Below are 17,695 nucleotides of genomic sequence, written 5' to 3'. Positions count from 1 at the left end.
AATATAGGAGGTAAAATTCATGGTTATATTGGTCACGGGAGGAGCAGGATATATTGGCAGTCATGCCTGTGTAGAACTGCTTAATGCCGATTATGATGTTGTTGTGGTTGATAATCTGTCAAACAGCAAACCTGAGTCTTTAAAGCGGGTAAATCAAATAACAGGAAAGGCTATTAAGTTTTATAAAGATGATGTTTTAGATAAGGAAGGACTTGAGAAGGTTTTTTCTGAGAATAGCATAGAAGCAGTAATTCATTTTGCCGGGCTTAAAGCAGTGGGAGAGTCGGTACAGGTTCCCCTGCACTATTATCATAATAATATAACCGGTACTCTTGTGCTCTGTCAGGTTATGCAGAAATACGGTGTAAAGAAGTTAGTATTTAGCTCATCGGCTACAGTATACGGTATACCCGAGTGTGTCCCAATCACGGAGGATTTCATACTGGCAGCTACCAACCCCTATGGACGTACTAAGCTTATGATAGAGGAGATATTGCAGGATCTTTATTTATCAGATAAAGCTTGGAGCATAGCACTCCTTCGTTATTTCAATCCGATAGGTGCACACGAGAGCGGTCTTATCGGTGAGGATCCCAATGGTATACCTAACAATCTCATGCCCTATATCACGCAGGTTGCGGTAGGGAAACTGGAGGAACTCAAAGTGTTTGGCAATGATTATCCTACCCCAGATGGTACTGGAGTAAGGGATTATATTCATGTAGTGGATCTTGCTCTGGGGCACCTAAAGGCTCTTGAGAGGATTATGTTCGGTAACAGTATCGATGCATATAACTTAGGCACAGGAAGAGGCTATAGCGTACTTGAAATGGTAGCGTCCTTTGAAAATGCTTCTGGCAGGAAGGTGCCTTATTGCATAGTAGAAAGAAGGCCTGGTGATGTGGCCATATGTTTCGCTGATCCAACAAAAGCAAAGAAAGAACTTGGTTGGGCCGCTGAAAGGGGTATCAGGGAGATGTGTGCAGACTCCTGGCGCTGGCAGTCAAGCAATCCGGATGGATATGGAGATTAGGAGCATTCCTGTAATAAATAAAAATAACCTTTCATAAGGGTCAGACCATTTAAAAGACTGCCAGTTGCTTCAAAGATTTCGAATTAAGTATTATGACGTTACGTTTAGCCTATCTTGTTCATGGGGTGACGTTGTATGTTGTTTATGGCAAGATCATGCATGCTAGTAAACATTTGAAAAAAGAAAATCGTTTTTTCCAAATGTTTACCGGGACCCGTTGCTAGTAAAACATTTCCAGTTATTCGCTCTCACTCAAGAAGGTCAGATCTTTGGTAAATACTAACAGTTTATTCTAGCTTTATTAGCAAACCCGTACCAATTTAACAGTGATTACTAAAAAGAGGTGATTAGATATTGGAACAGCTTAATAAAATACCTGCGATATTTGAAATGAAAGAAAACAAAGGTAACATTCGTCGATTAATAAATCAAATGAAATCCAAATTAGGAGTCGTTCCCTTTGTAGGAGCAGGATTATCTATCCCTTTTGGATATCCTGGCTGGTATTCTTTTCTTAGTGATATTTCAGAACAATATGGATTAGAAGATAAAATAGAACCATTATTATATGAGAGCAAATATGAAAATGCTGCAGAGGAAATAATGAATAATATTGGTAATAGGGCCTTTATAAATGCCATAGAAGATGCCTTCGGAGAACATTTATTAGATGATAAGGATCTCACTGATACATCAGTCTTTTTATTACCACAATTAGCGATGGGTCCGGTAATTACGACTAATTTTGATAGAGTATTAGAAAACGTGTTTAAGAAAGCTGATTGTCTGGAATATTTTTTGTGATGAGGAGAACAGTAATTTTTTCAAATAGATCGGACCAAATAATAGAATAGGATAAAGTTGCGGAGGTAATTATCCACTTTTACAACAAAAGGCTTTCATAATGCTAAGACCATTTACTGGCAGTCTGTGATATAATAATTACGAAGGGAGTGATCCCATGACGGAAAGTGGCCAACCTAACCTAAAACATCCACACCATCCCCATGACAAGGGTTATAAGCAGCTTCTCAGCAATAAAAAGATATTTCTGGAATTAATCAAAACCTTTGTGCAAGAGGATTGGGTGAACGAAATAGAAGAAGATGGGTTGCTCCTAGTTGATAAGTCATTCGTGCTGGAAGATTTCAGTGAAAAAGAGGCAGATGTGGTGTATCGGCTCCGGACGAAGGAAAAGGATGTCATATTCTACGTACTGCTGGAGTTACAATCTACTGTAGATTTTCTGATGCCCTTTCGTTTACTGCAGTACATGGTGCAGATATGGAGAGAAACGTACAATAACACACAGAAAGAAGAAAGGGATCGTAAAGACTTTAGGCTGCCGGCTATAGTCCCGGCGGTATTGTACAATGGCAAGAACAACTGGACGGCAAAGATGAATTTCAGGGAAATGCTGTCTGACTGTCAAATATTCGGTGGGCGGGTATTGGACTTTAGTTACATATTGTTTGATGTCAACAGATACAAAGATGAGGAACTGTACGAAATGGCAAACCTGATAGCCAGCGTATTTGTTCTCGACCAGACAATGAACCATAAGGAATTAATTACACGCCTGAGGAAATTAATCAGGGTATTGAGAAAACTAACTCAGGATGAATTCAGGCAAATTATGATTTGGCTCAAAAATGTCATCAAGCCGAGAATGCCGGTCCATTTGCATAAGGAAGTTGACCGTATTATGGAGGAAGCCAACCAGTTGGAGGTGGAATTTATGATTATGAACCTTGAGGTAACACTAGATGAGATGCAGCAGCAGGCGAAAAAAGAGGGTATAAAAGAGGGTATTAAGGAAGGCATAAAAGAAGGCGAGTTGAAAAAGGCTTTAGAAACAGCAAGGGCGGCCTTGAAAGAAGGTATATCGGTTGATGTTATATGTAAAATAACTGCACTGGATAAAGAAATTGTACAGAAAATTAAAAACGAGTTGCATTAAGAGTAGTACATTCCTTGGGATTAATAAAATGTTGTTAGTGCTCGGGAAAAATGCCGAAAGCATTCGACATTTTTCATCAGGGTCTGACCGTGCGGGAGCAGCCGTCAAGGCTGAGAATCTAATGGCGTGAAAGTCGCCTATCACCAATTAGCCGATTCAGTTGATTAGCATATCCGGAACGCAGGGAGGTAACAAACTGCGGTGTGCCCGGACGTAAAAGTCACGGCGGCCTATGTACTAAAAAAGTATGTAAGGTCGGGACAGTCTGTGTGGCGAGCAAACTTATTCTATTTAATTTCAGTGTTGAATGAGCTTTTCATATAAACCATCACCAAATACCGTGTTTTTACCTATTGATGTCAATTGCGTAGTTGATTTATTATCCGAATTATAGCCATTTAACATTGAAGGACGTTATCCAGAGAATAGAAGAAAGATACTGGAAAGTACTCCTGCTCGAAAAAATTTAAAAAGAGAAAACCGTTCACTCATAAGGGTCAGACCCTTGTAAAAAAAACTACCAGAAATACCTTATATTCACTAGTGCCAGATCCTGGGTAAAATATATAAAAACCACTATTTCTTAGGGTTAGTATCATAGAAAAAAGACAAAAGAGTTAACCATCTTTCGTGCTGGTTGGCTCTTTTTAGTACATAATGCTTTTTATCGGTCAGCGTAAAATAATCCCCATCTTGAAATAGGTTGGAGATTTAAGTATTCTTAATATGTACTCGACAGATAGTAGGTAAAGTATTTGACCAAGGAAGTAACTTATCTAATGAGTCCGTCCCGATTTTGGGTAGCCATATTGGGAAGTTTCTCAAAGAGATAACTAAGATAAATAAAAGGATTAAGTCCATTCTCCTTCAGCAGTTTCAACCATGCTAAATAGCACTGGCCTGAGCACCACGAGGGGTGTTAACAAAAAAGCCAATTTTAAAAAGTTGTCAGTCCTTTTTTATATTGCTTTATCCAATATTTACAAGTATAATAGATTAAGTCTGAAATAACTTTAAGGAAGGTGGCCGTTTTGACTAAAAATGAAATTATTAGGTACTGGATCACCTCTGCAGAGCGAGATTATCAAACTATGATGCATTTATATGACAGCAAGGATTATCACTGGAGTTTATTTATGGGCCACCTGGTTTTAGAAAAGTTATTGAAAGCGGTTTATGTGGCGCGAATTGATACAGAGGTTCCCAGAATTCATGATCTGCTAAGACTATCGGAGAAAGCTGCTTTGAACACTAATGATAAACAGAAGGACCAACTGGACATGATAACCAGTTTCAATATTGCAGCCAGATATCCGGACTACAAGCATAGTTTTTACCAAAAGTGTACTCCGGCTTTTACAAAAGAAAACTTGGTGGCTATTGAGGAGTTGAAGACGTGGCTTTTAGTAGTATTAGAGAAGAAATAACTTCTATCGCAGAAAAATATGCCGACTTGGTCAAAGAGGAAATGAACGTGGAATCGGTCTATTTGTTTGGTTCTTTCGTTAATGGAAACCATGATCGGGATAGTGATATAGATATCGCAGTAATTACTGATGATTTTTCCGGCGATATTATTGAGGATACCTTAAAGTTAATGAAGATTCGAAGGAAAGTTGATACTCGAATAGAACCTCACCCTTTGAGAAAGGATAACCCTTTTGTTAGAGAGGTAATAGCGACTGGTCGTCGTATCGGGTGAGGGAGTATCTCAGATGAAATACGATTTAATTTGATAATTCAAGAAAGGCTAATCATCGAAAAGGTGGTTGGCCTTTCATAATGTTTTTTATCTGAATAATGAGCAGAATACAATTCTATATAGGTAGCTTGAAAGTGTTATTCATATCTGTTATCGGAACAAGTATCGTTTAAGTTCTTTATAGAAGTTTTCTCTGGTACCGGCCATGATAATAACTACCATATCGCCATTTTCTAATTTAGAGATCCTATAGGCCAGTTCATAGTTGGTGTGGTTGTGATAGATGTCAAGAGAGTATAACCCACTTAAGTCACCGGTTTTAACTTGTCCAATAGCAGGGTTTTTCCTAATGTTTAACACTGCTTCTTTAAAAACTTTTTTCAGTGCTTTATCTTTTAGTTTTTTAAAATATTTTTCTGCGATTGGTGTGTAGATTACCGGAAGCATTTCTAAGCCTCCGTTTCATCATTGATTCCAAAAATCTCATCGGTACGGTCTATATAGTTTGTAGAGGCTTCTTTTGCTAATGCGTCTGCTTCTTCAATGAGTTTTTCTACAGCAGGACGTACCTGTCGGGTGATGCGCTTAAACTCAATTAATAGTTTCTGGCCGGAATACCCCTGCTCGATGAGATCTGATAGTATCTCCTCTGCAAAAGCTGGATTTTCCTTTTTAACAGGAATGAGGATGAGCATGTTGTTTGCATAGATACAGTCAACCTCATCTGACAGACCTAAAGCTTCAAAGTATTTAGATGGAATCGTTATTTGCCGCTTTGATGAAATATGAATACGACGTTTTTCTATAGAAGTTTTCTCCTGTTCTATTCTAGTTTCTAACATCATTATACGCTCCTTTTATTCAAGTGATGTAAGTAAGGAAATTTTGTTTCCTTGTATTATACTTCTATTAGGAAAAATTGTCAATTTTAGATTTATACTTTAGAAATATTTATGAGCCGTGACTCATATATTTCCGGTTTTTCCTTGGAGTTTGGATCTTGTGCTCGAAAAAATTTGAAAAGAGAAAGGCATTCTTTCTAAATTTTTACCAGGGTCTGTCCCTAGTAAAATAATTTTTTTCATAAGGGGCAGACCCTTGTTAAATAATTACAGTTCATTGTGGCTTTATTAGCAAACCCGTATCACTTTAACAGCGATACGGGTTTCTTTTAGAATTTTATTAACTGTTCATACTCTTTAGGATTAGCCTATATCCTGCCAGCCCAGGCTTAAGTGATTGTCGGCGGATTTGAGCTGCATCCTTCTCTTCCGCTCCGGTATGATGCAGTATAATGTGAGTGTGTTTCATTATATATCTCACTTTCCGGACCCTTATATCCTAAAAAATACTATAAGGCATATATAATCCATAAAAGACATAAAACCACAGGGCATATATAACTGTTTTTGGTATAATTACGTATAAGTACTTATTTTACAATGTATAACTTTAGGTATTGTATATTATGCATACATTTATGATGCATAAATCCCTGTTAATACATGTATTACGAAACAGTTTTTTCTGGGTCCGGAATGTAAGATATATGGCTTCTTTCCAGCAGCCGCCTGGCCTCCTCGTAGTCAACTTCACCCTGCCTGGCCACCACAACGGTCAGTAGGGAGATTGACTTTTGCAGATCCTTGATCACCGGTTCCAGGCGCACTAAAAGGTATCCCGCCACAACCATGGGAAAGACATAATTGGCTGCCAGTTTGACTACTTCGTCCATTCTGATGCTTTACCCCCGGATTATATCGTACAAAAAACTATGGTCAGGAGCCTGCAACTGTGATACTATCTAATAAGCTAATATTTTGGTGGGGATGTATGGTTAACATCCTCTTTTTTTATGAACCGGCGATGATTTCTGTGGTAGTGGTATCAATAACAGCAGCACTGAAGTTAGTTTTTTGAATATCTTCGAGTTAATCTAAGTATTTTATTAATAGCTTAAGGTGTTTTACTGAGATTAATAAGATTTTCATGATATTGATATAGTAGATTGGTTTCAGACCAGTGCATACTTGATGCCAATCTAATACATGTTATAATATTAAAGGAAGACATATATTAAATGGGGTGGTCTAAATGCCCGGTTTAACAAACACAGAACAGGAAGTTTTAAAATATTTTGTTCGGTACCTAAATAAAATACATCCTGGCGAGATTACTAAGGTGCTTTTATATGGTTCTAGGAGACCGTTTCAAAAGTAGATTTTTTATCTTTTTATTTCTATATATAGTATTTATACTTCCAATTAGAGCTATATATAGTAGTTAATTTTTAAAATTATGACTTTTGAAACACTCTCCTAGGGCTAGGGGCGATCACCGTTTGGACTCAGATATGGATGTTCTCATTCCGGTAAAAAACAAGAAAAATATCGATCGCGATAAAATCTATGATTTTGTCCTAGATTCCGAATTAGAGCATGGTATTGATATCTCAGTCAACATTTATGAGGATGAGCAATTCAGCAAACTGTTACTGTTAAACGCACCATTTGCCACTAATGTGGTTAAATAAGGTGAAACCTTGTGGACTCTCTAATTGGTCTATTTAACGAACAACTTGTAAAGACTGGTATTTTGCTAAGGGATTACGGTAAAATCTTAAAAAGTTGTAGGTATCTGAGATAAGCTGGTGAATATGACAATTTTTTTACTTGGTTAGCTGTGAAGAAGCTCTTTCATCAATCGAAAATGCCTCCAGATTTATTTGGGGGTTAAAATATACCTCAAAACCTATGAAGACGATATACCATAGAACGACTGCTCGAAAAAACTTGAAAATGCTCAAAAAAATTTGAAAAGAGAAAAGCGCCCTTTCCAAATTTTTGCCAGTGCATATCGTCTGTCAAAAAGAATAAGATCGTTTTTTAATACCAACTTCTTTAATTTTTCGATTAGTTCAATGGCAATATCCCTCTCGCCGGTAGTATATCTGGTGATTTTTGATGTAATCATCATGTCATTTTCTATATCATAGATATCGGAAGCCTTGGCACGTGCGAGTTTTACAGTCTTGCCTTCACTATACCCAAAGGCATCCCTCAATCGCTCTGAATTGGTAATTTCCAAAATAGAGGCATCAATTGCAGAAAGCCTATATCCTTTGAATGTTTTAAAGTTATCATCGCCATAATACCAGGTGATTATGGCCTCAGCCATTTTAATAAAAGCATTTGGTGATCTTTTTGAAAAGTCAAGTCTTATTATTGTTTTTTTTAAACTTTTAAATTCACTCTTATTCCTTTTTATGGAGGGATAGTCCAATGACATTGGGTATGGCCGTACGCCAAGCTAAGGACGTATCATATAGTGGGTGGGAATCCCACTAGAAAAGGTTTAGCCAATCATTCTATAGCGAGTCTTGGGAAGCACGGGGCGACCCGTGTTTCTAAGTGTAGACAGCAAACTAGTGCACGATGGCGCAAATACATGCACACCAATAACAACCAATTAAGTATTATGCAGCCAAGAGTTTATTTGCATATGTCCAGCAAAATGGTTTAGCCAAATACTGATTATAGTAATCAATAAACTGTTGAATACGCAATTCCAGATCTTGAACCGATGAAAAACTAGAGCGTCTATTGATTAATCGTCTCTTTAATATACTAAACCATATTTCAATCTGATTCATCCATGATGAGTGTTTAGGTGTATAGACAATACGAATCTGATGTGCCGTGTCTGACAAAAATGCTGCCCGCGTCTCCATTGATTTTAAAATTCCCTCTACACCTTTTTTACCCAATTCCTCTGTCGGGATTCCTTCTTGTTCTGCAATTCACTTTACCAGTGTCTCTGATTTATGTGTATTCAGTTGATCCATGACAAAAATATATGAGCTTTTTGGATCAGTTGCCACTACTTCACGGATATGCTTTACGAAATCGGTTTCTGTCCGGGTAGATTGAATAAGCGGAGCAACAATTTCTCCAGTTACCACATTTCATGAAGCGATTAAAGTGGTTGTTCCATGTCTTTTATACTCTTGCTCAATACACTCCACTTGATTCGGACGCATAGGCAATGCCTCATGAATGTGTTCCAATGCTTGGACACCGGTCATTTCGTCCGTACAGCATACATGACAACCAGAGGATTCCATCTGTATAGAATTCCGATAAACCTGGCAGACAGTCGTCACTTGTTGCTTATATTGCTCCGGATTATCAATCTTAGCATTTAACCAACCTTTATATTGATGCGGTTTCAAATCCGCTTCAGATAAGTATCGCGCAACTGTTCGCGCTGGGATACTGTTTACATTCCTTGTACTATTGCCGTATGAGCTAATGCTGCTGGTGTACAGTGACTTAAGGGAACACCGTTTTCGATCGGCGATTGGCAAGCTAATGAAACAATATGAGCAATTTGTTCCGGTGTAAAAAATAGTGGTTTACCAATGCGGTACTTATCTTTCAGTGCCGATTTAATAATAGATTTTAACTTATGCGATTGAGTTCACATGCAATAGTAATATTGGGTTTTCCTTCGTCTGCTTTCAAGATAATCTGTGCCCTGATTTTAAGATGCAAAGGCGTATGTGTACCACGAGAGTATTTATTAAGAATTGCTCTTTGTTTTTTACTTAAAATAATCTCGTGGGCTTTTGGGTATGCCATAATTATACACCTCCATAATCTTAAACTCTTAAAACAACTGACATCTTAATTTATATAGCCGAGCAATATGAACCATTTAAAAATCTATTAGTGTAAAACCGAATTGTTCCAGAAGTATTTCCAGAAGTTTGTCGGTTGTTCCAATATAAGGTGTAGCCTCCCATCGCCCCTTGTGGTCGGACATACTTAATCGAAAAACGTCTGGTCTTATCTGGCTTAATCGGGCACGCGGTTCTTTTTCTCCATCATAACTTGAATAAATAATTATATGTTTGCCATGAACCATAGCATGTAAATGTGTCAGACCACGTTGATGAATATATGATTCAATTTCCAGGGAAATGGACTTTAATTGATTTTCTGCCATTGTTTTTAATCCTCTTATATTTGTTTGCTTTTCTTAATTATACGATGGGTTGTCCTTTTGTGAAAGGTTTAATATTCCATTTTACTTGAATTTTTGCTGTAAATTTATGGTGTGTACGTACTTACGCCACTCAGCACTAGTATATTTTTCGAAAGCCACTATGTGCATCAAATAGAGCCAAGCCAATGTGTTCATGAGAGATGCACCACATTTGGTGGTGATGGCTCTCGAACTTTATAATCAATTAACTATTTATCTTATAGCCCGTGGCGTTCTCTCATAGAGACCTTGCCATCAATAAATACCGTATATGAATCATGAACTATCCGATCAAGAATAGCATCTGCCAGAGTATCTTTACTCGAAAAAATTTGAAAAGAGAGGAATCTATATTGCACTTAAAGTAGAAAGAGAGTATACTACCAGTAAAAGGAATTTTGAGTGTTTAACGAATTATTTTAGGAGTTGATGCTCATGCGGATGTTAAATATAAATATCCCTATATCGGAAGAAATACTGTTTGTACTTAAGAAGGATGAAAAGTCTTTACAGGAAGAAGCAAGAAAAATACTTGCTCTGCAATTCTTTAAGGAACGTAAGCTATCTCTTGGTAAAGCGGCTGAATTGGCTGGTATGGACAAGAATGATTTTGTGATTTTGCTTGGAAAGAATCAGATTGATATTTACCAATATACTGATAAAGAATTAGAGAGAGAGTTTGAAGCCATAGACAGGTTTGTGGAGGACTTTAAGAATGAAAGCGGTAATTAATTCGTCTCCGCTTATAAGTCTGTCTCTGGTTGGACAAATAGAGCTATTACCAAAGTTATATGAAGAGATTATAATACCGAAATCAGTGTACAATGAAGTTATAGTCAAAGGCAAAGGCAAGACAGGCAGTGATAAATTGGAGATCTTTAATCGCTTCACAATATTGGAAGCAGGGAATAGAGTAGTAAAAGATACCATCATGCTTGAATTAGATGAAGGTGAAGCCGAAGTAATAGCAATAGCCAAAGAAAAACGAATACAGAATGTCATCATTGACGAGTTTGCAGGAAGGCAATATGCTTCCCTACTTGGATTGAAGGTCACAGGTGTGTTAGGTATACTTCTGACCGGTAAAAAACTTGGATTTGTTGAAGAAATAAGGTCTTTGATGGATTTAATGATTATACACAACCGTTATATAAGCCGAAAGCTATACCTTACAGTACTCAGGAAAGCAGAAGAGATTCGATAACATTCCAAATTCTAGACCATGTTCGAGTCGGAATTGCAAATAACAAAAAGCGTTATTTACAATTCCTCCCTGGGGTCTGGCCTTGTAAAAAATACCATAAATTCCTTGCATTAACTAGGATCAGATCCCAGTAAGATTTTGCAATTAATATACATAGGTCTGATCCGGTCTGACTCCAGTAAACAAATCGAGTATGATAACGTTGTATGTTGTCCGGGATCTGAAGGAAATTTGTCCAATACCTTTATTTGTCAATAAAAGGCAGGCACCCTTAGCCTGCCTTAATGTTTTAAATCAATACTTGCATTCCCTAGGATCTGGCCCCAGCAAATAAATACCAATTATTCTCACCCCAAGACTCAGATGCAACACGATATAATTTGATAATTCGATAAAGGCCAATCATTGGAAAGGTGGTTGGTCTTTCATAATGTTTTTTATCGGAACTAAGGTATTCGACGGCACTGTAGTTAGTTTGGATGAAAATCTTCGAGGTGACCGGAACAGGAAGCATATCTTAATGCCTGGCAGCATGGTGAATAAAGGTCAGTAGTTAGATGACAACATACTGATAAAAAGCAACACATAAGATGTCTTAAACTCGTCTCTCAAAACCTTCCAGGAAATAACTTGGAGGGTTCTGTAATTGGTACAATATTATTGGTGTCCATTTATAAGAAAGTTTTGGAGTTACTAAAAAAGTTGTATTGCTTTGGGATATAATTAAGCTAGCAAAGAGTGGTAAAAATAGGGTGATAATTGACAGTATATATTTCCCGTGAGATAATTTAAAAAAGAAGGTGAGTGAAATGGCAACAGTTAAAATTGTTTATGGTGTTAAAGATATAAAGAAAAAAATTAGCAAGTATCTATCTCCATTGGAAAAGATAAAGATGAAAAAAGAAAAAGCGGCTTTGAAAGAATTAACTGGTTTATGGGAAGACAAAGACACATCATTTTTCGATAAAAGGTAATAAAATAAATGAATAGTGTTCTTATTGATACAAATATTTTAATTGATGTGCTTAGAAGTCATCGAAAATCGCGGCCAAAAAATAAAATGTATGAATTTAATTCAAAAATGGCTGTATCGTTAATTGATAAACTAATTGATGAAAGAGTTAATAGATACATTTCTTGCCATAGTATAAAAGAATTACTCCAGTATCCACACATATCTTTACAAGAGGAAAATAGAACTCAATTGCTTTTGCCAACACTTTTTCGAGTTTTACCTACGAACCAAAAAGTTGCTAGAACTGCTGGTTTACTCTCTCGTCAATCAGCAGAATACCGAGATCACCATATTGAAGATTGTTATATTGCGGCTACTGCAATTGTAAATGATCTTCCCTTATATACAAGGAACCCTGACGATTTTAAATTTGTACCACATCCTGCTTTGGAAATTGTTGTACCGTATCAGTGCTCGAAAAAATTTGAAAAGAGAAACCGTTCTTTCCAAATTTTTACCGGTCTGACCCCCGTAAAATACCGTCAAAATATACTTACATTCCCTAGGGTCTGGCCCCGGTAATATATTACCGATTATTCTTTCACAAAGACTCAGATGCAACACGATTTAATTTGATAATACAAGAAAGGCCAATCATTAAAAGGTGGTTGGCCTTTCTTATATTATAGGGGTACCGCCAAAATTCCAACAAAGCCTATTAAAAAACAACTGGAAGATATTCCGCGATTTTACTCAAACTGTGACATAAATTTACAGTTGATAGTAAATAAAAATGGACAGCACTCATTTAGTAACTGCACATCATGTATGCCCTGCTGCCCTGCACCAGTATCCCGGGAGCATTGCTTGTATTTTAGCTCACATAAGCATCATGTTTTCCAAATCTATAACTATTTTAGATATCATCAAATAATCCATTCCCAGAATTCCGTCAATATCGAATCCATAGTCCATATCACCAATTTGTATTTTGAATTGATTCAGTTTTTTTGTGCCCAACCGAATTCTATCAATATGTTTCTCATATACAAATTCTGTTCCACCAACGCCACGAATTTTTCGTATAACATCTAAAGGTTCAGGCCCTAACCCCAATTTAACAGCAATTTCGGCAGCAATGATGGTGGAGGCAGAACCAGTATCTATCAAGAAATTATCGGAACTGAACGATTTGCCTTTGTGAGTCAGCACAACTTCAGTAAAAGGCATCCCATATTTTATTTTTAGATTCATATGTCGGCCCGCACCCCAATCCATTTTTGCTCGATTATATCCAATTCAGGACGTGAAGTGTGAACAACGTAAAGCTCTCTTTCCCTATGCTTTCGGTGTAATTGCAAATATTGCAATAGAGCCTTGTTATTGTCGTCCTGGAAATTGTTAACTACAGTTATTTGCGCTATAATTCTTTTATCCCCTTCGGTATAAGCCTCAATAGCTTCAATGATTACCCACTGATTTGGATATGCATTTTTAACTTCTTCCCATATCATTTTTTAATCCTCCTCTGAGGTTTTTAATGAGATTTATATTAAGCGGCCTTAATGTGTATGGATCAGGTACATTCTTGGCGTTGAAGTAATAATCCCCTGTAAGTTGCCCGTTTAATTATGTTGTACATAAAAACCAAACCTAGCATTGTCATTTTTTATGTTGCACTTGATGGTAAGATCATACCTTATTAACTGATTAAGAGCAACATAATTTCTGACCTCGGTAAAAGATTACCAATTGCTCGAAAAAAAATGCTCGAAAAAATTTGAAAAGAGAAAAGCATTCTTTCCAAATTTTTACCGGGGTCTGTCCCAATGTCATCAGGCTATCATTCCATAAAAAGGAATTAGGGTAAAATTAATAAATTTTTAAATAAACAATAAAAAGACTTGACTTTTCAAAAAGATCACCATAATTGTTTTGGATGCCATTTTTTGGTATATCAAACAACTATGGTGATTTTAATGAAAAAAACTTTTTTAGAAGCAATACGTATCACTGAACAACTTATTAATGATATTATGTTTATGCTTGAAACACGGACGAAACCAAACTATTTTACGCGACCTACTAACTGCAAGATGGATTTTAAGAGTCTAATCCTGTTCCAGTTAAACTTTGTGAGAAAAACCCTTCAGTTAGAATTAGACTCGTTCTTTAAAATCATAAAGGGAGTTGAAAACAGTATAACTAAGCAAGGATATTCCGAAGCAAGACAGAAAATATCACCAGATGCTTTTATTAAAATGGCTGATGCCATAATCACCTGGTATTATGGTGATAATGACTTTAAAACATTCAAAGGATATAGGCTTTCTGCAATTGATGCCTCGGTTTTGGAAATTACCAATTCAGAGCGGTTGAGAAATGCCTTCTGGTATAGTGAAGGCAAGACTGTAAAACTCGCACGTGCCAAGGCCTCCGGTATCTATGATATAGAAAACGACATGATGATTACATCAAAAATCACCAGATATACTACCGGCGAGAGGGACATTGCCATTGAACTAATCGAAAAATTAAAGAAGTCAATGAGGCTAGGAAACCCGATCAGATTGTCGTGGTAAATGTTAAAAAAGAACCGTTCAAGATTCGTGTTATTCGACTAATGTTAGATTCCGGAGAGGAAGAGATCCTCGTCACTAATTTATTGGATGAAAACTTTAGTATCCAGGAGTTCAAGGAGCTTTATTTTAAACGTTGGGGGATTGGCGTGTCCAGTTAAGGACACAATGTCTAGTCGGTGAAAGTCCGACCGGGAGAAAAGACTTCACTCCCGTAGCTTGAGAGGCACCGTGGAGTGAAAATGAAACGGTGAAGCCCTTTGACAACACACTCAAGGAGTGTGAGCGAAACTCCAGGTTGTAATCACAATGAACGTAGATGTAGCCTCGTTACACGAAATCCGGTGGCTGAGACGGTCGATAACGTGCGAAAGCAACAAGTGCTGACCGAAAAGAGTCTGAAACGGCAGTGCTCACCGGCGGGGTATCAACGGCGACATGGAGTGAAAGATATTGTGGAAACTGGAGAAACCCTCGACATCCGGTGAAGAAAACTCATCGAGGAGGTTATCCCTATAACCGTGATCGGGAAGTGGGACGACAGATGTCAGGGTGGCGGAACGGATCGTAGTGTGTGCGTGGCAGCATATCTGTCAGGTGGGTTAAAGTCCCACTGAATCTCGGACTAGCGGGAGTTTACGAATTAGCATGTCGTTATGAACAAATGAACAGAAATTATCATCTAAAAAACTAGTGGAGGCCTTGATTTTAAAGGACTTTTTTGCAATTAAAAAGTGGTATTGATGAAGAAAAAGTGTATTACCCTACCGCATAACTCATATTTAACATTTTAGACATGTTTTTTGGTTATGAAATGCTTAATTTCAAAGACTTTATTGATGTATGCAGGAATTTTATGCATAAGTGTCGAAGTTATGTATTACCCTACCATAATAAAGGGAGGTTTCCATGGCTTCGATCATTAAAAAGAAGAAAAAAAATCAATTTTATTACTATCTGGTAGAGTCTGCCCGAGTTAACGGTAAGCCAAGAATTGTCCGGCAAAAATATCTTGGACGTGCCGAGGATATTGCCAAGGCTGTTGAAGGCAAATCTGATTTGGAAAATCCCAAGTACAGTATTGTTTTAGAGTTTGGCACCGTGTGTGCTTTGTATGATATTGCCAAGCAGCTCGGTGTTATTGAAATAATTGATAAGTATGCTCCCAAACGCGAACAAGGGTTAAGTGTCGGAGAATATATGCTGCTGGCTGCTATAAACAGGGTCGTTAAACCTGTTAGCAAGTTCCAAATTGGTGAATGGTATGATAAAACAATGCTTTATAGAATGCTGCCTGCTCCAAAACAATCATTAACAAGTCAAAGATTCTGGGATAATATGAGTTTATTATCTGACTCAGCTATTGAGAGTTTTGAAAATGAATTTACGCAACTTATCGTTGATAAATATAATCTTTCTACCGATTTGCTTATTTACGATGCAACCAACTTTTTTACATATATTGATACGTTATCAGCCGATAAGTTACCACAACGGGGCCACAGCAAGGAAAAGAGGTCTGATTTGAAGATTGTCGGTTTAGCAATGATGGTTACTCCCGATTTCAATGTCCCTCTTTTTTATGATGTTTATCCGGGCAATGACAACGACTCTGTTGAGTTTAAGGCAGTTATTGAGAAACTTAAGAACCGCTATATTAATATTTGCGGTAAACCGGGAAATGCAACCCTTGTTTTTGATAAGGGAAACAATTCTCTAAATAATATGGATCTTGTTATGAGCGGTGAATTTGCTTTTAATGTTGTAGGTTCTCTTAGGCTTTCTCAAAATAAATCCTTGCTTGATATTCCAATTCAAGAATACGAGTCGGTTAACAGTGATAATTTTAGAAATGTTAAGGCATACCGGACTACGCTTTCCGTTTATAACCGGGAAATGACAGTTTTAGTGGTTTGCAATCCTGAGTTATTTGCCGGACAGATGCAGAGCATTGCAATTAATATTGAAAAATGTACTCTTAAGTTACGAGTACTGCAGAAATCATTACTTGATCGTGTTGCCGGTGTAACTACAAAAGGGCGTAAGCCCACGGTTACATCTGTACAAAAAAATGTTGCCACTATTCTTCACGGCGAGTTTATGAGTGATATTTTCGATGTTCAGATATATGAACAAGATGGTCTTGCTCATCTTGATTTTTCTATTAATATCAAACAATTTAACTATGTTAAAGAACATTTTCTTGGCAAGACAGTCTTATTTACGGATAATCATGATTGGCCAAATGATAAGATAATCTCCACATACAGATCACAATATCATATAGAAGACGATTTTAGGCAAATGAAAGACACTACATTTTTAGGTTTTCGTCCAATACATCATTGGACTGATCAAAAAATTAAAGTTCATGCTTTCTATTGCGTGCTGGCCTTAAGACTTTGTTGTTTGTTAAACCGCGTTCTGCATGAAAATGGCCTTAAAATGAGTATAAACAAAATGCTGTCAAGATTATCTGATATTAAACAGGTTATTACCGTTTATCCAAAGAAGGGTAATTCAAAAAAGGACAGGGAGTGTTTTTCATTAACGAAAATATCTGCTGAAGAAAAGAGATTATTAGAGGTTTTAGATATAGGGAAGTATGCACTTGGTGGGTAATACACTTTTATCCCTCCGATGCCTTGTGATTGCTGGCATAGAAGGGATCTGTTTCTAATAATTCGTAAACTCCCGCTAGGAGATTTATATCCAATACTCGGGGGTAATGTCTCGAGGGCCGGGTTAACCCCGGAGGGCAGGGTGTCCACCGCGAGGTGGAATCTGACGGGCTTGAGGAGAAATACCAGGCTGTAATCGAAGGGGCAACCCTAGTGATGAACCGGTCGGCCAAAGACGGGGCAAGGTCGAGCCTGCACTATGGAGGCGAAGGCGTTCTAGTTCACCCGTCGTACCAAGGTGTTTGCGGGCGGCATGGTATGGAAGATAGTTATGTGACCCACGGAGACCTCGTATCGTCTGGTTAGTGCACCAAAATGGACTGGTGGGTAAACATAGTCGGGATGGTGGTTGCTGTGCACGGCCGTCCTGCTCAGACAAGCATAGCATCCAGTAAGGCATTCTATAAGGTAATACCGAAGTGAATGTTGAAGCGGTGCGAGGAGTCGGAGAATCGAATAGTACTTTAACCGGTGAACAACAAAAACGCCGGGATCATTCGCAAGGGGATGGTCCATGGTTACCCAAAAGGTAACT

General features: G+C 37.6%; 22 protein-coding genes and 2 pseudogenes. 13 read left to right on the top strand and 11 right to left on the bottom strand.

What is annotated here, in order from left to right; genetic code table 11:
* Nucleotides 1-19 precede the first annotated feature (19 nt).
* The 5 genes from galE to DTOX_RS19610 all read left to right on the top strand — a co-directional run bounded on the left by galE (nt 20) and on the right by DTOX_RS19610 (nt 4,695).
* Nucleotides 20-1,033 (top strand): UDP-glucose 4-epimerase GalE, encoded by a 1,014-nt coding sequence (gene galE, locus DTOX_RS19630; protein WP_015759410.1) that lies wholly within the window; start codon nt 20-22, stop codon nt 1,031-1,033.
* 354 nt (nt 1,034-1,387) lie between these two features.
* On the top strand, nt 1,388-1,837 hold the full coding sequence (locus tag DTOX_RS19625; protein WP_015759409.1) for an SIR2 family protein: 450 nt from the start codon (nt 1,388-1,390) through the stop codon (nt 1,835-1,837).
* Nucleotides 1,838-1,994: 157 nt separating this feature from the next.
* On the top strand, nt 1,995-2,993 hold the full coding sequence (locus DTOX_RS19620) for an Rpn family recombination-promoting nuclease/putative transposase (protein ID WP_015759408.1): 999 nt from the start codon (nt 1,995-1,997) through the stop codon (nt 2,991-2,993).
* A 1,031-nt stretch (nt 2,994-4,024) separates the two neighbouring features.
* The gene (locus DTOX_RS19615; RefSeq protein ID WP_015759407.1) at nt 4,025-4,420 is read left to right on the top strand and encodes a HEPN domain-containing protein; all 396 of its coding nucleotides are present in this window, start codon (nt 4,025-4,027) and stop codon (nt 4,418-4,420) included.
* A complete protein-coding gene (locus DTOX_RS19610; protein ID WP_015759406.1) occupies nt 4,390-4,695 on the top strand; it encodes a nucleotidyltransferase domain-containing protein in 306 nt (101 codons plus the stop codon). Before DTOX_RS19615 ends, DTOX_RS19610 begins: the two co-directional genes overlap by 31 nt.
* A 150-nt stretch (nt 4,696-4,845) precedes the next feature.
* Here the strand turns inward: DTOX_RS19610 and DTOX_RS19605 are convergent, their stop codons facing one another.
* The 3 genes from DTOX_RS19605 to DTOX_RS19595 all read right to left on the bottom strand — a co-directional run bounded on the left by DTOX_RS19605 (nt 4,846) and on the right by DTOX_RS19595 (nt 6,430).
* Nucleotides 4,846-5,142: a type II toxin-antitoxin system RelE/ParE family toxin gene (locus DTOX_RS19605; RefSeq protein ID WP_015759405.1), complete on the bottom strand. Its 297-nt coding sequence runs from the start codon at nt 5,140-5,142 to the stop codon at nt 4,846-4,848.
* 2 nt (nt 5,143-5,144) lie between these two features.
* The gene (locus DTOX_RS19600) at nt 5,145-5,540 is read right to left on the bottom strand and encodes an AbrB/MazE/SpoVT family DNA-binding domain-containing protein (protein ID WP_015759404.1); all 396 of its coding nucleotides are present in this window, start codon (nt 5,538-5,540) and stop codon (nt 5,145-5,147) included.
* 665 nt (nt 5,541-6,205) lie between these two features.
* Nucleotides 6,206-6,430 carry a YvrJ family protein gene (locus tag DTOX_RS19595; RefSeq protein ID WP_015759403.1) on the bottom strand — a complete coding sequence of 75 codons (225 nt, stop codon included), beginning with the start codon at nt 6,428-6,430 and terminating at the stop codon, nt 6,206-6,208.
* A 570-nt stretch (nt 6,431-7,000) separates the two neighbouring features.
* Here DTOX_RS19595 and DTOX_RS19590 point away from each other — a divergent pair.
* Nucleotides 7,001-7,228, top strand: coding sequence for a nucleotidyltransferase domain-containing protein (locus tag DTOX_RS19590; protein WP_340140004.1), 228 nt, complete (start codon nt 7,001-7,003; stop codon nt 7,226-7,228).
* Between the two features lie 269 nt (nt 7,229-7,497).
* Here the strand turns inward: DTOX_RS19590 and DTOX_RS19585 are convergent, their stop codons facing one another.
* The 6 genes and pseudogenes from DTOX_RS19585 to DTOX_RS25560 form a co-directional block, all read right to left on the bottom strand.
* Nucleotides 7,498-7,983, bottom strand: coding sequence for a hypothetical protein (locus DTOX_RS19585; RefSeq protein WP_015759400.1), 486 nt, complete (start codon nt 7,981-7,983; stop codon nt 7,498-7,500).
* Nucleotides 7,984-8,170: 187 nt separating this feature from the next.
* A pseudogene (locus DTOX_RS22570) lies at nt 8,171-8,656 on the bottom strand (transposase).
* Nucleotides 8,657-8,659: 3 nt separating this feature from the next.
* Entirely contained in the window at nt 8,660-8,926 is a 267-nt protein-coding gene (locus tag DTOX_RS24585) for a hypothetical protein (protein WP_242652485.1), read from the bottom strand.
* 229 nt (nt 8,927-9,155) lie between these two features.
* The gene (locus DTOX_RS19580) at nt 9,156-9,335 is read right to left on the bottom strand and encodes a hypothetical protein (RefSeq protein ID WP_042316291.1); all 180 of its coding nucleotides are present in this window, start codon (nt 9,333-9,335) and stop codon (nt 9,156-9,158) included.
* 76 nt (nt 9,336-9,411) lie between these two features.
* The gene (locus DTOX_RS19575; protein ID WP_015759399.1) at nt 9,412-9,702 is read right to left on the bottom strand and encodes a hypothetical protein; all 291 of its coding nucleotides are present in this window, start codon (nt 9,700-9,702) and stop codon (nt 9,412-9,414) included.
* Nucleotides 9,703-9,959: 257 nt separating this feature from the next.
* Nucleotides 9,960-10,055, bottom strand: a pseudogene (locus DTOX_RS25560) (AAA family ATPase); the annotation flags it as partial.
* Between the two features lie 121 nt (nt 10,056-10,176).
* On the opposite strand from DTOX_RS25560, the gene DTOX_RS19570 reads away from it, so the two are divergent.
* From DTOX_RS19570 to DTOX_RS19560, 5 genes are all read left to right on the top strand, one after another.
* The gene (locus DTOX_RS19570; protein WP_015759398.1) at nt 10,177-10,473 is read left to right on the top strand and encodes a UPF0175 family protein; all 297 of its coding nucleotides are present in this window, start codon (nt 10,177-10,179) and stop codon (nt 10,471-10,473) included.
* Nucleotides 10,457-10,945, top strand: a complete 489-nt coding sequence (locus tag DTOX_RS19565; protein WP_015759397.1) for a PIN domain-containing protein — start codon at nt 10,457-10,459, stop codon at nt 10,943-10,945. The genes DTOX_RS19570 and DTOX_RS19565 overlap by 17 nt, the downstream gene beginning before the upstream one ends.
* A 430-nt stretch (nt 10,946-11,375) precedes the next feature.
* Nucleotides 11,376-11,498, top strand: a complete 123-nt coding sequence (locus DTOX_RS25030) for a hypothetical protein (protein WP_015759390.1) — start codon at nt 11,376-11,378, stop codon at nt 11,496-11,498.
* 256 nt (nt 11,499-11,754) lie between these two features.
* The gene (locus DTOX_RS23700) at nt 11,755-11,919 is read left to right on the top strand and encodes a hypothetical protein (protein ID WP_015759389.1); all 165 of its coding nucleotides are present in this window, start codon (nt 11,755-11,757) and stop codon (nt 11,917-11,919) included.
* An 8-nt stretch (nt 11,920-11,927) separates the two neighbouring features.
* Nucleotides 11,928-12,482, top strand: coding sequence for a PIN domain-containing protein (locus DTOX_RS19560; RefSeq protein WP_015759396.1), 555 nt, complete (start codon nt 11,928-11,930; stop codon nt 12,480-12,482).
* 297 nt (nt 12,483-12,779) lie between these two features.
* Here DTOX_RS19560 and DTOX_RS19555 read toward each other — a convergent pair whose 3' ends face one another.
* Together DTOX_RS19555 and DTOX_RS19550 are read right to left on the bottom strand one after the other, a co-directional pair.
* Nucleotides 12,780-13,154: a retropepsin-like aspartic protease gene (locus tag DTOX_RS19555; protein ID WP_015759395.1), complete on the bottom strand. Its 375-nt coding sequence runs from the start codon at nt 13,152-13,154 to the stop codon at nt 12,780-12,782.
* Nucleotides 13,151-13,414: a hypothetical protein gene (locus DTOX_RS19550; protein WP_015759394.1), complete on the bottom strand. Its 264-nt coding sequence runs from the start codon at nt 13,412-13,414 to the stop codon at nt 13,151-13,153. The genes DTOX_RS19555 and DTOX_RS19550 overlap by 4 nt, the downstream gene beginning before the upstream one ends.
* Nucleotides 13,415-13,849: 435 nt before the next feature.
* Between DTOX_RS19550 and DTOX_RS19545 the strand changes: the two genes are divergently transcribed.
* Nucleotides 13,850-14,482 (top strand): hypothetical protein, encoded by a 633-nt coding sequence (locus DTOX_RS19545; RefSeq protein WP_042316287.1) that lies wholly within the window; start codon nt 13,850-13,852, stop codon nt 14,480-14,482.
* 906 nt (nt 14,483-15,388) lie between these two features.
* Entirely contained in the window at nt 15,389-17,101 is a 1,713-nt protein-coding gene (locus DTOX_RS19540) for an IS1634 family transposase (protein ID WP_015756032.1), read from the top strand.
* Nucleotides 17,102-17,695 lie beyond the last annotated feature (594 nt).

This window comes from Desulfofarcimen acetoxidans DSM 771, assembly GCF_000024205.1.
Classification (GTDB): Bacteria; Bacillota; Desulfotomaculia; order Desulfotomaculales; family Desulfofarciminaceae; genus Desulfofarcimen; species Desulfofarcimen acetoxidans.
Note: the sequence above shows the minus strand (reverse complement) of the source record. Positions and strands in the feature narration are given on the sequence as shown.

Excerpts from the sequence above, each read along its gene's own strand:
- DTOX_RS19575 (WP_015759399.1), bottom strand. The coding sequence starts at position 9,702 with ATGGCAGAAAATCAATTAAAGTCCATTTCCCTGGAAATTGAATCATAT.
- DTOX_RS19620 (WP_015759408.1), top strand. The coding sequence starts at position 1,995 with ATGACGGAAAGTGGCCAACCTAACCTAAAACATCCACACCATCCCCAT.
- DTOX_RS25030 (WP_015759390.1), top strand. The coding sequence starts at position 11,376 with ATGTTTTTTATCGGAACTAAGGTATTCGACGGCACTGTAGTTAGTTTG.
- DTOX_RS19550 (WP_015759394.1), bottom strand. The coding sequence starts at position 13,414 with ATGATATGGGAAGAAGTTAAAAATGCATATCCAAATCAGTGGGTAATC.
- DTOX_RS19580 (WP_042316291.1), bottom strand. The coding sequence starts at position 9,335 with ATGGCATACCCAAAAGCCCACGAGATTATTTTAAGTAAAAAACAAAGA.
- DTOX_RS23700 (WP_015759389.1), top strand. The coding sequence starts at position 11,755 with ATGGCAACAGTTAAAATTGTTTATGGTGTTAAAGATATAAAGAAAAAA.
- DTOX_RS19570 (WP_015759398.1), top strand. The coding sequence starts at position 10,177 with ATGCGGATGTTAAATATAAATATCCCTATATCGGAAGAAATACTGTTT.
- DTOX_RS19555 (WP_015759395.1), bottom strand. The coding sequence starts at position 13,154 with ATGAATCTAAAAATAAAATATGGGATGCCTTTTACTGAAGTTGTGCTG.
- DTOX_RS19565 (WP_015759397.1), top strand. The coding sequence starts at position 10,457 with ATGAAAGCGGTAATTAATTCGTCTCCGCTTATAAGTCTGTCTCTGGTT.
- DTOX_RS19600 (WP_015759404.1), bottom strand. The coding sequence starts at position 5,540 with ATGATGTTAGAAACTAGAATAGAACAGGAGAAAACTTCTATAGAAAAA.
- galE (WP_015759410.1), top strand. The coding sequence starts at position 20 with ATGGTTATATTGGTCACGGGAGGAGCAGGATATATTGGCAGTCATGCC.
- DTOX_RS19605 (WP_015759405.1), bottom strand. The coding sequence starts at position 5,142 with ATGCTTCCGGTAATCTACACACCAATCGCAGAAAAATATTTTAAAAAA.
- DTOX_RS19540 (WP_015756032.1), top strand. The coding sequence starts at position 15,389 with ATGGCTTCGATCATTAAAAAGAAGAAAAAAAATCAATTTTATTACTAT.
- DTOX_RS19560 (WP_015759396.1), top strand. The coding sequence starts at position 11,928 with ATGAATAGTGTTCTTATTGATACAAATATTTTAATTGATGTGCTTAGA.
- DTOX_RS19595 (WP_015759403.1), bottom strand. The coding sequence starts at position 6,430 with ATGGACGAAGTAGTCAAACTGGCAGCCAATTATGTCTTTCCCATGGTT.
- DTOX_RS19585 (WP_015759400.1), bottom strand. The coding sequence starts at position 7,983 with ATGTCATTGGACTATCCCTCCATAAAAAGGAATAAGAGTGAATTTAAA.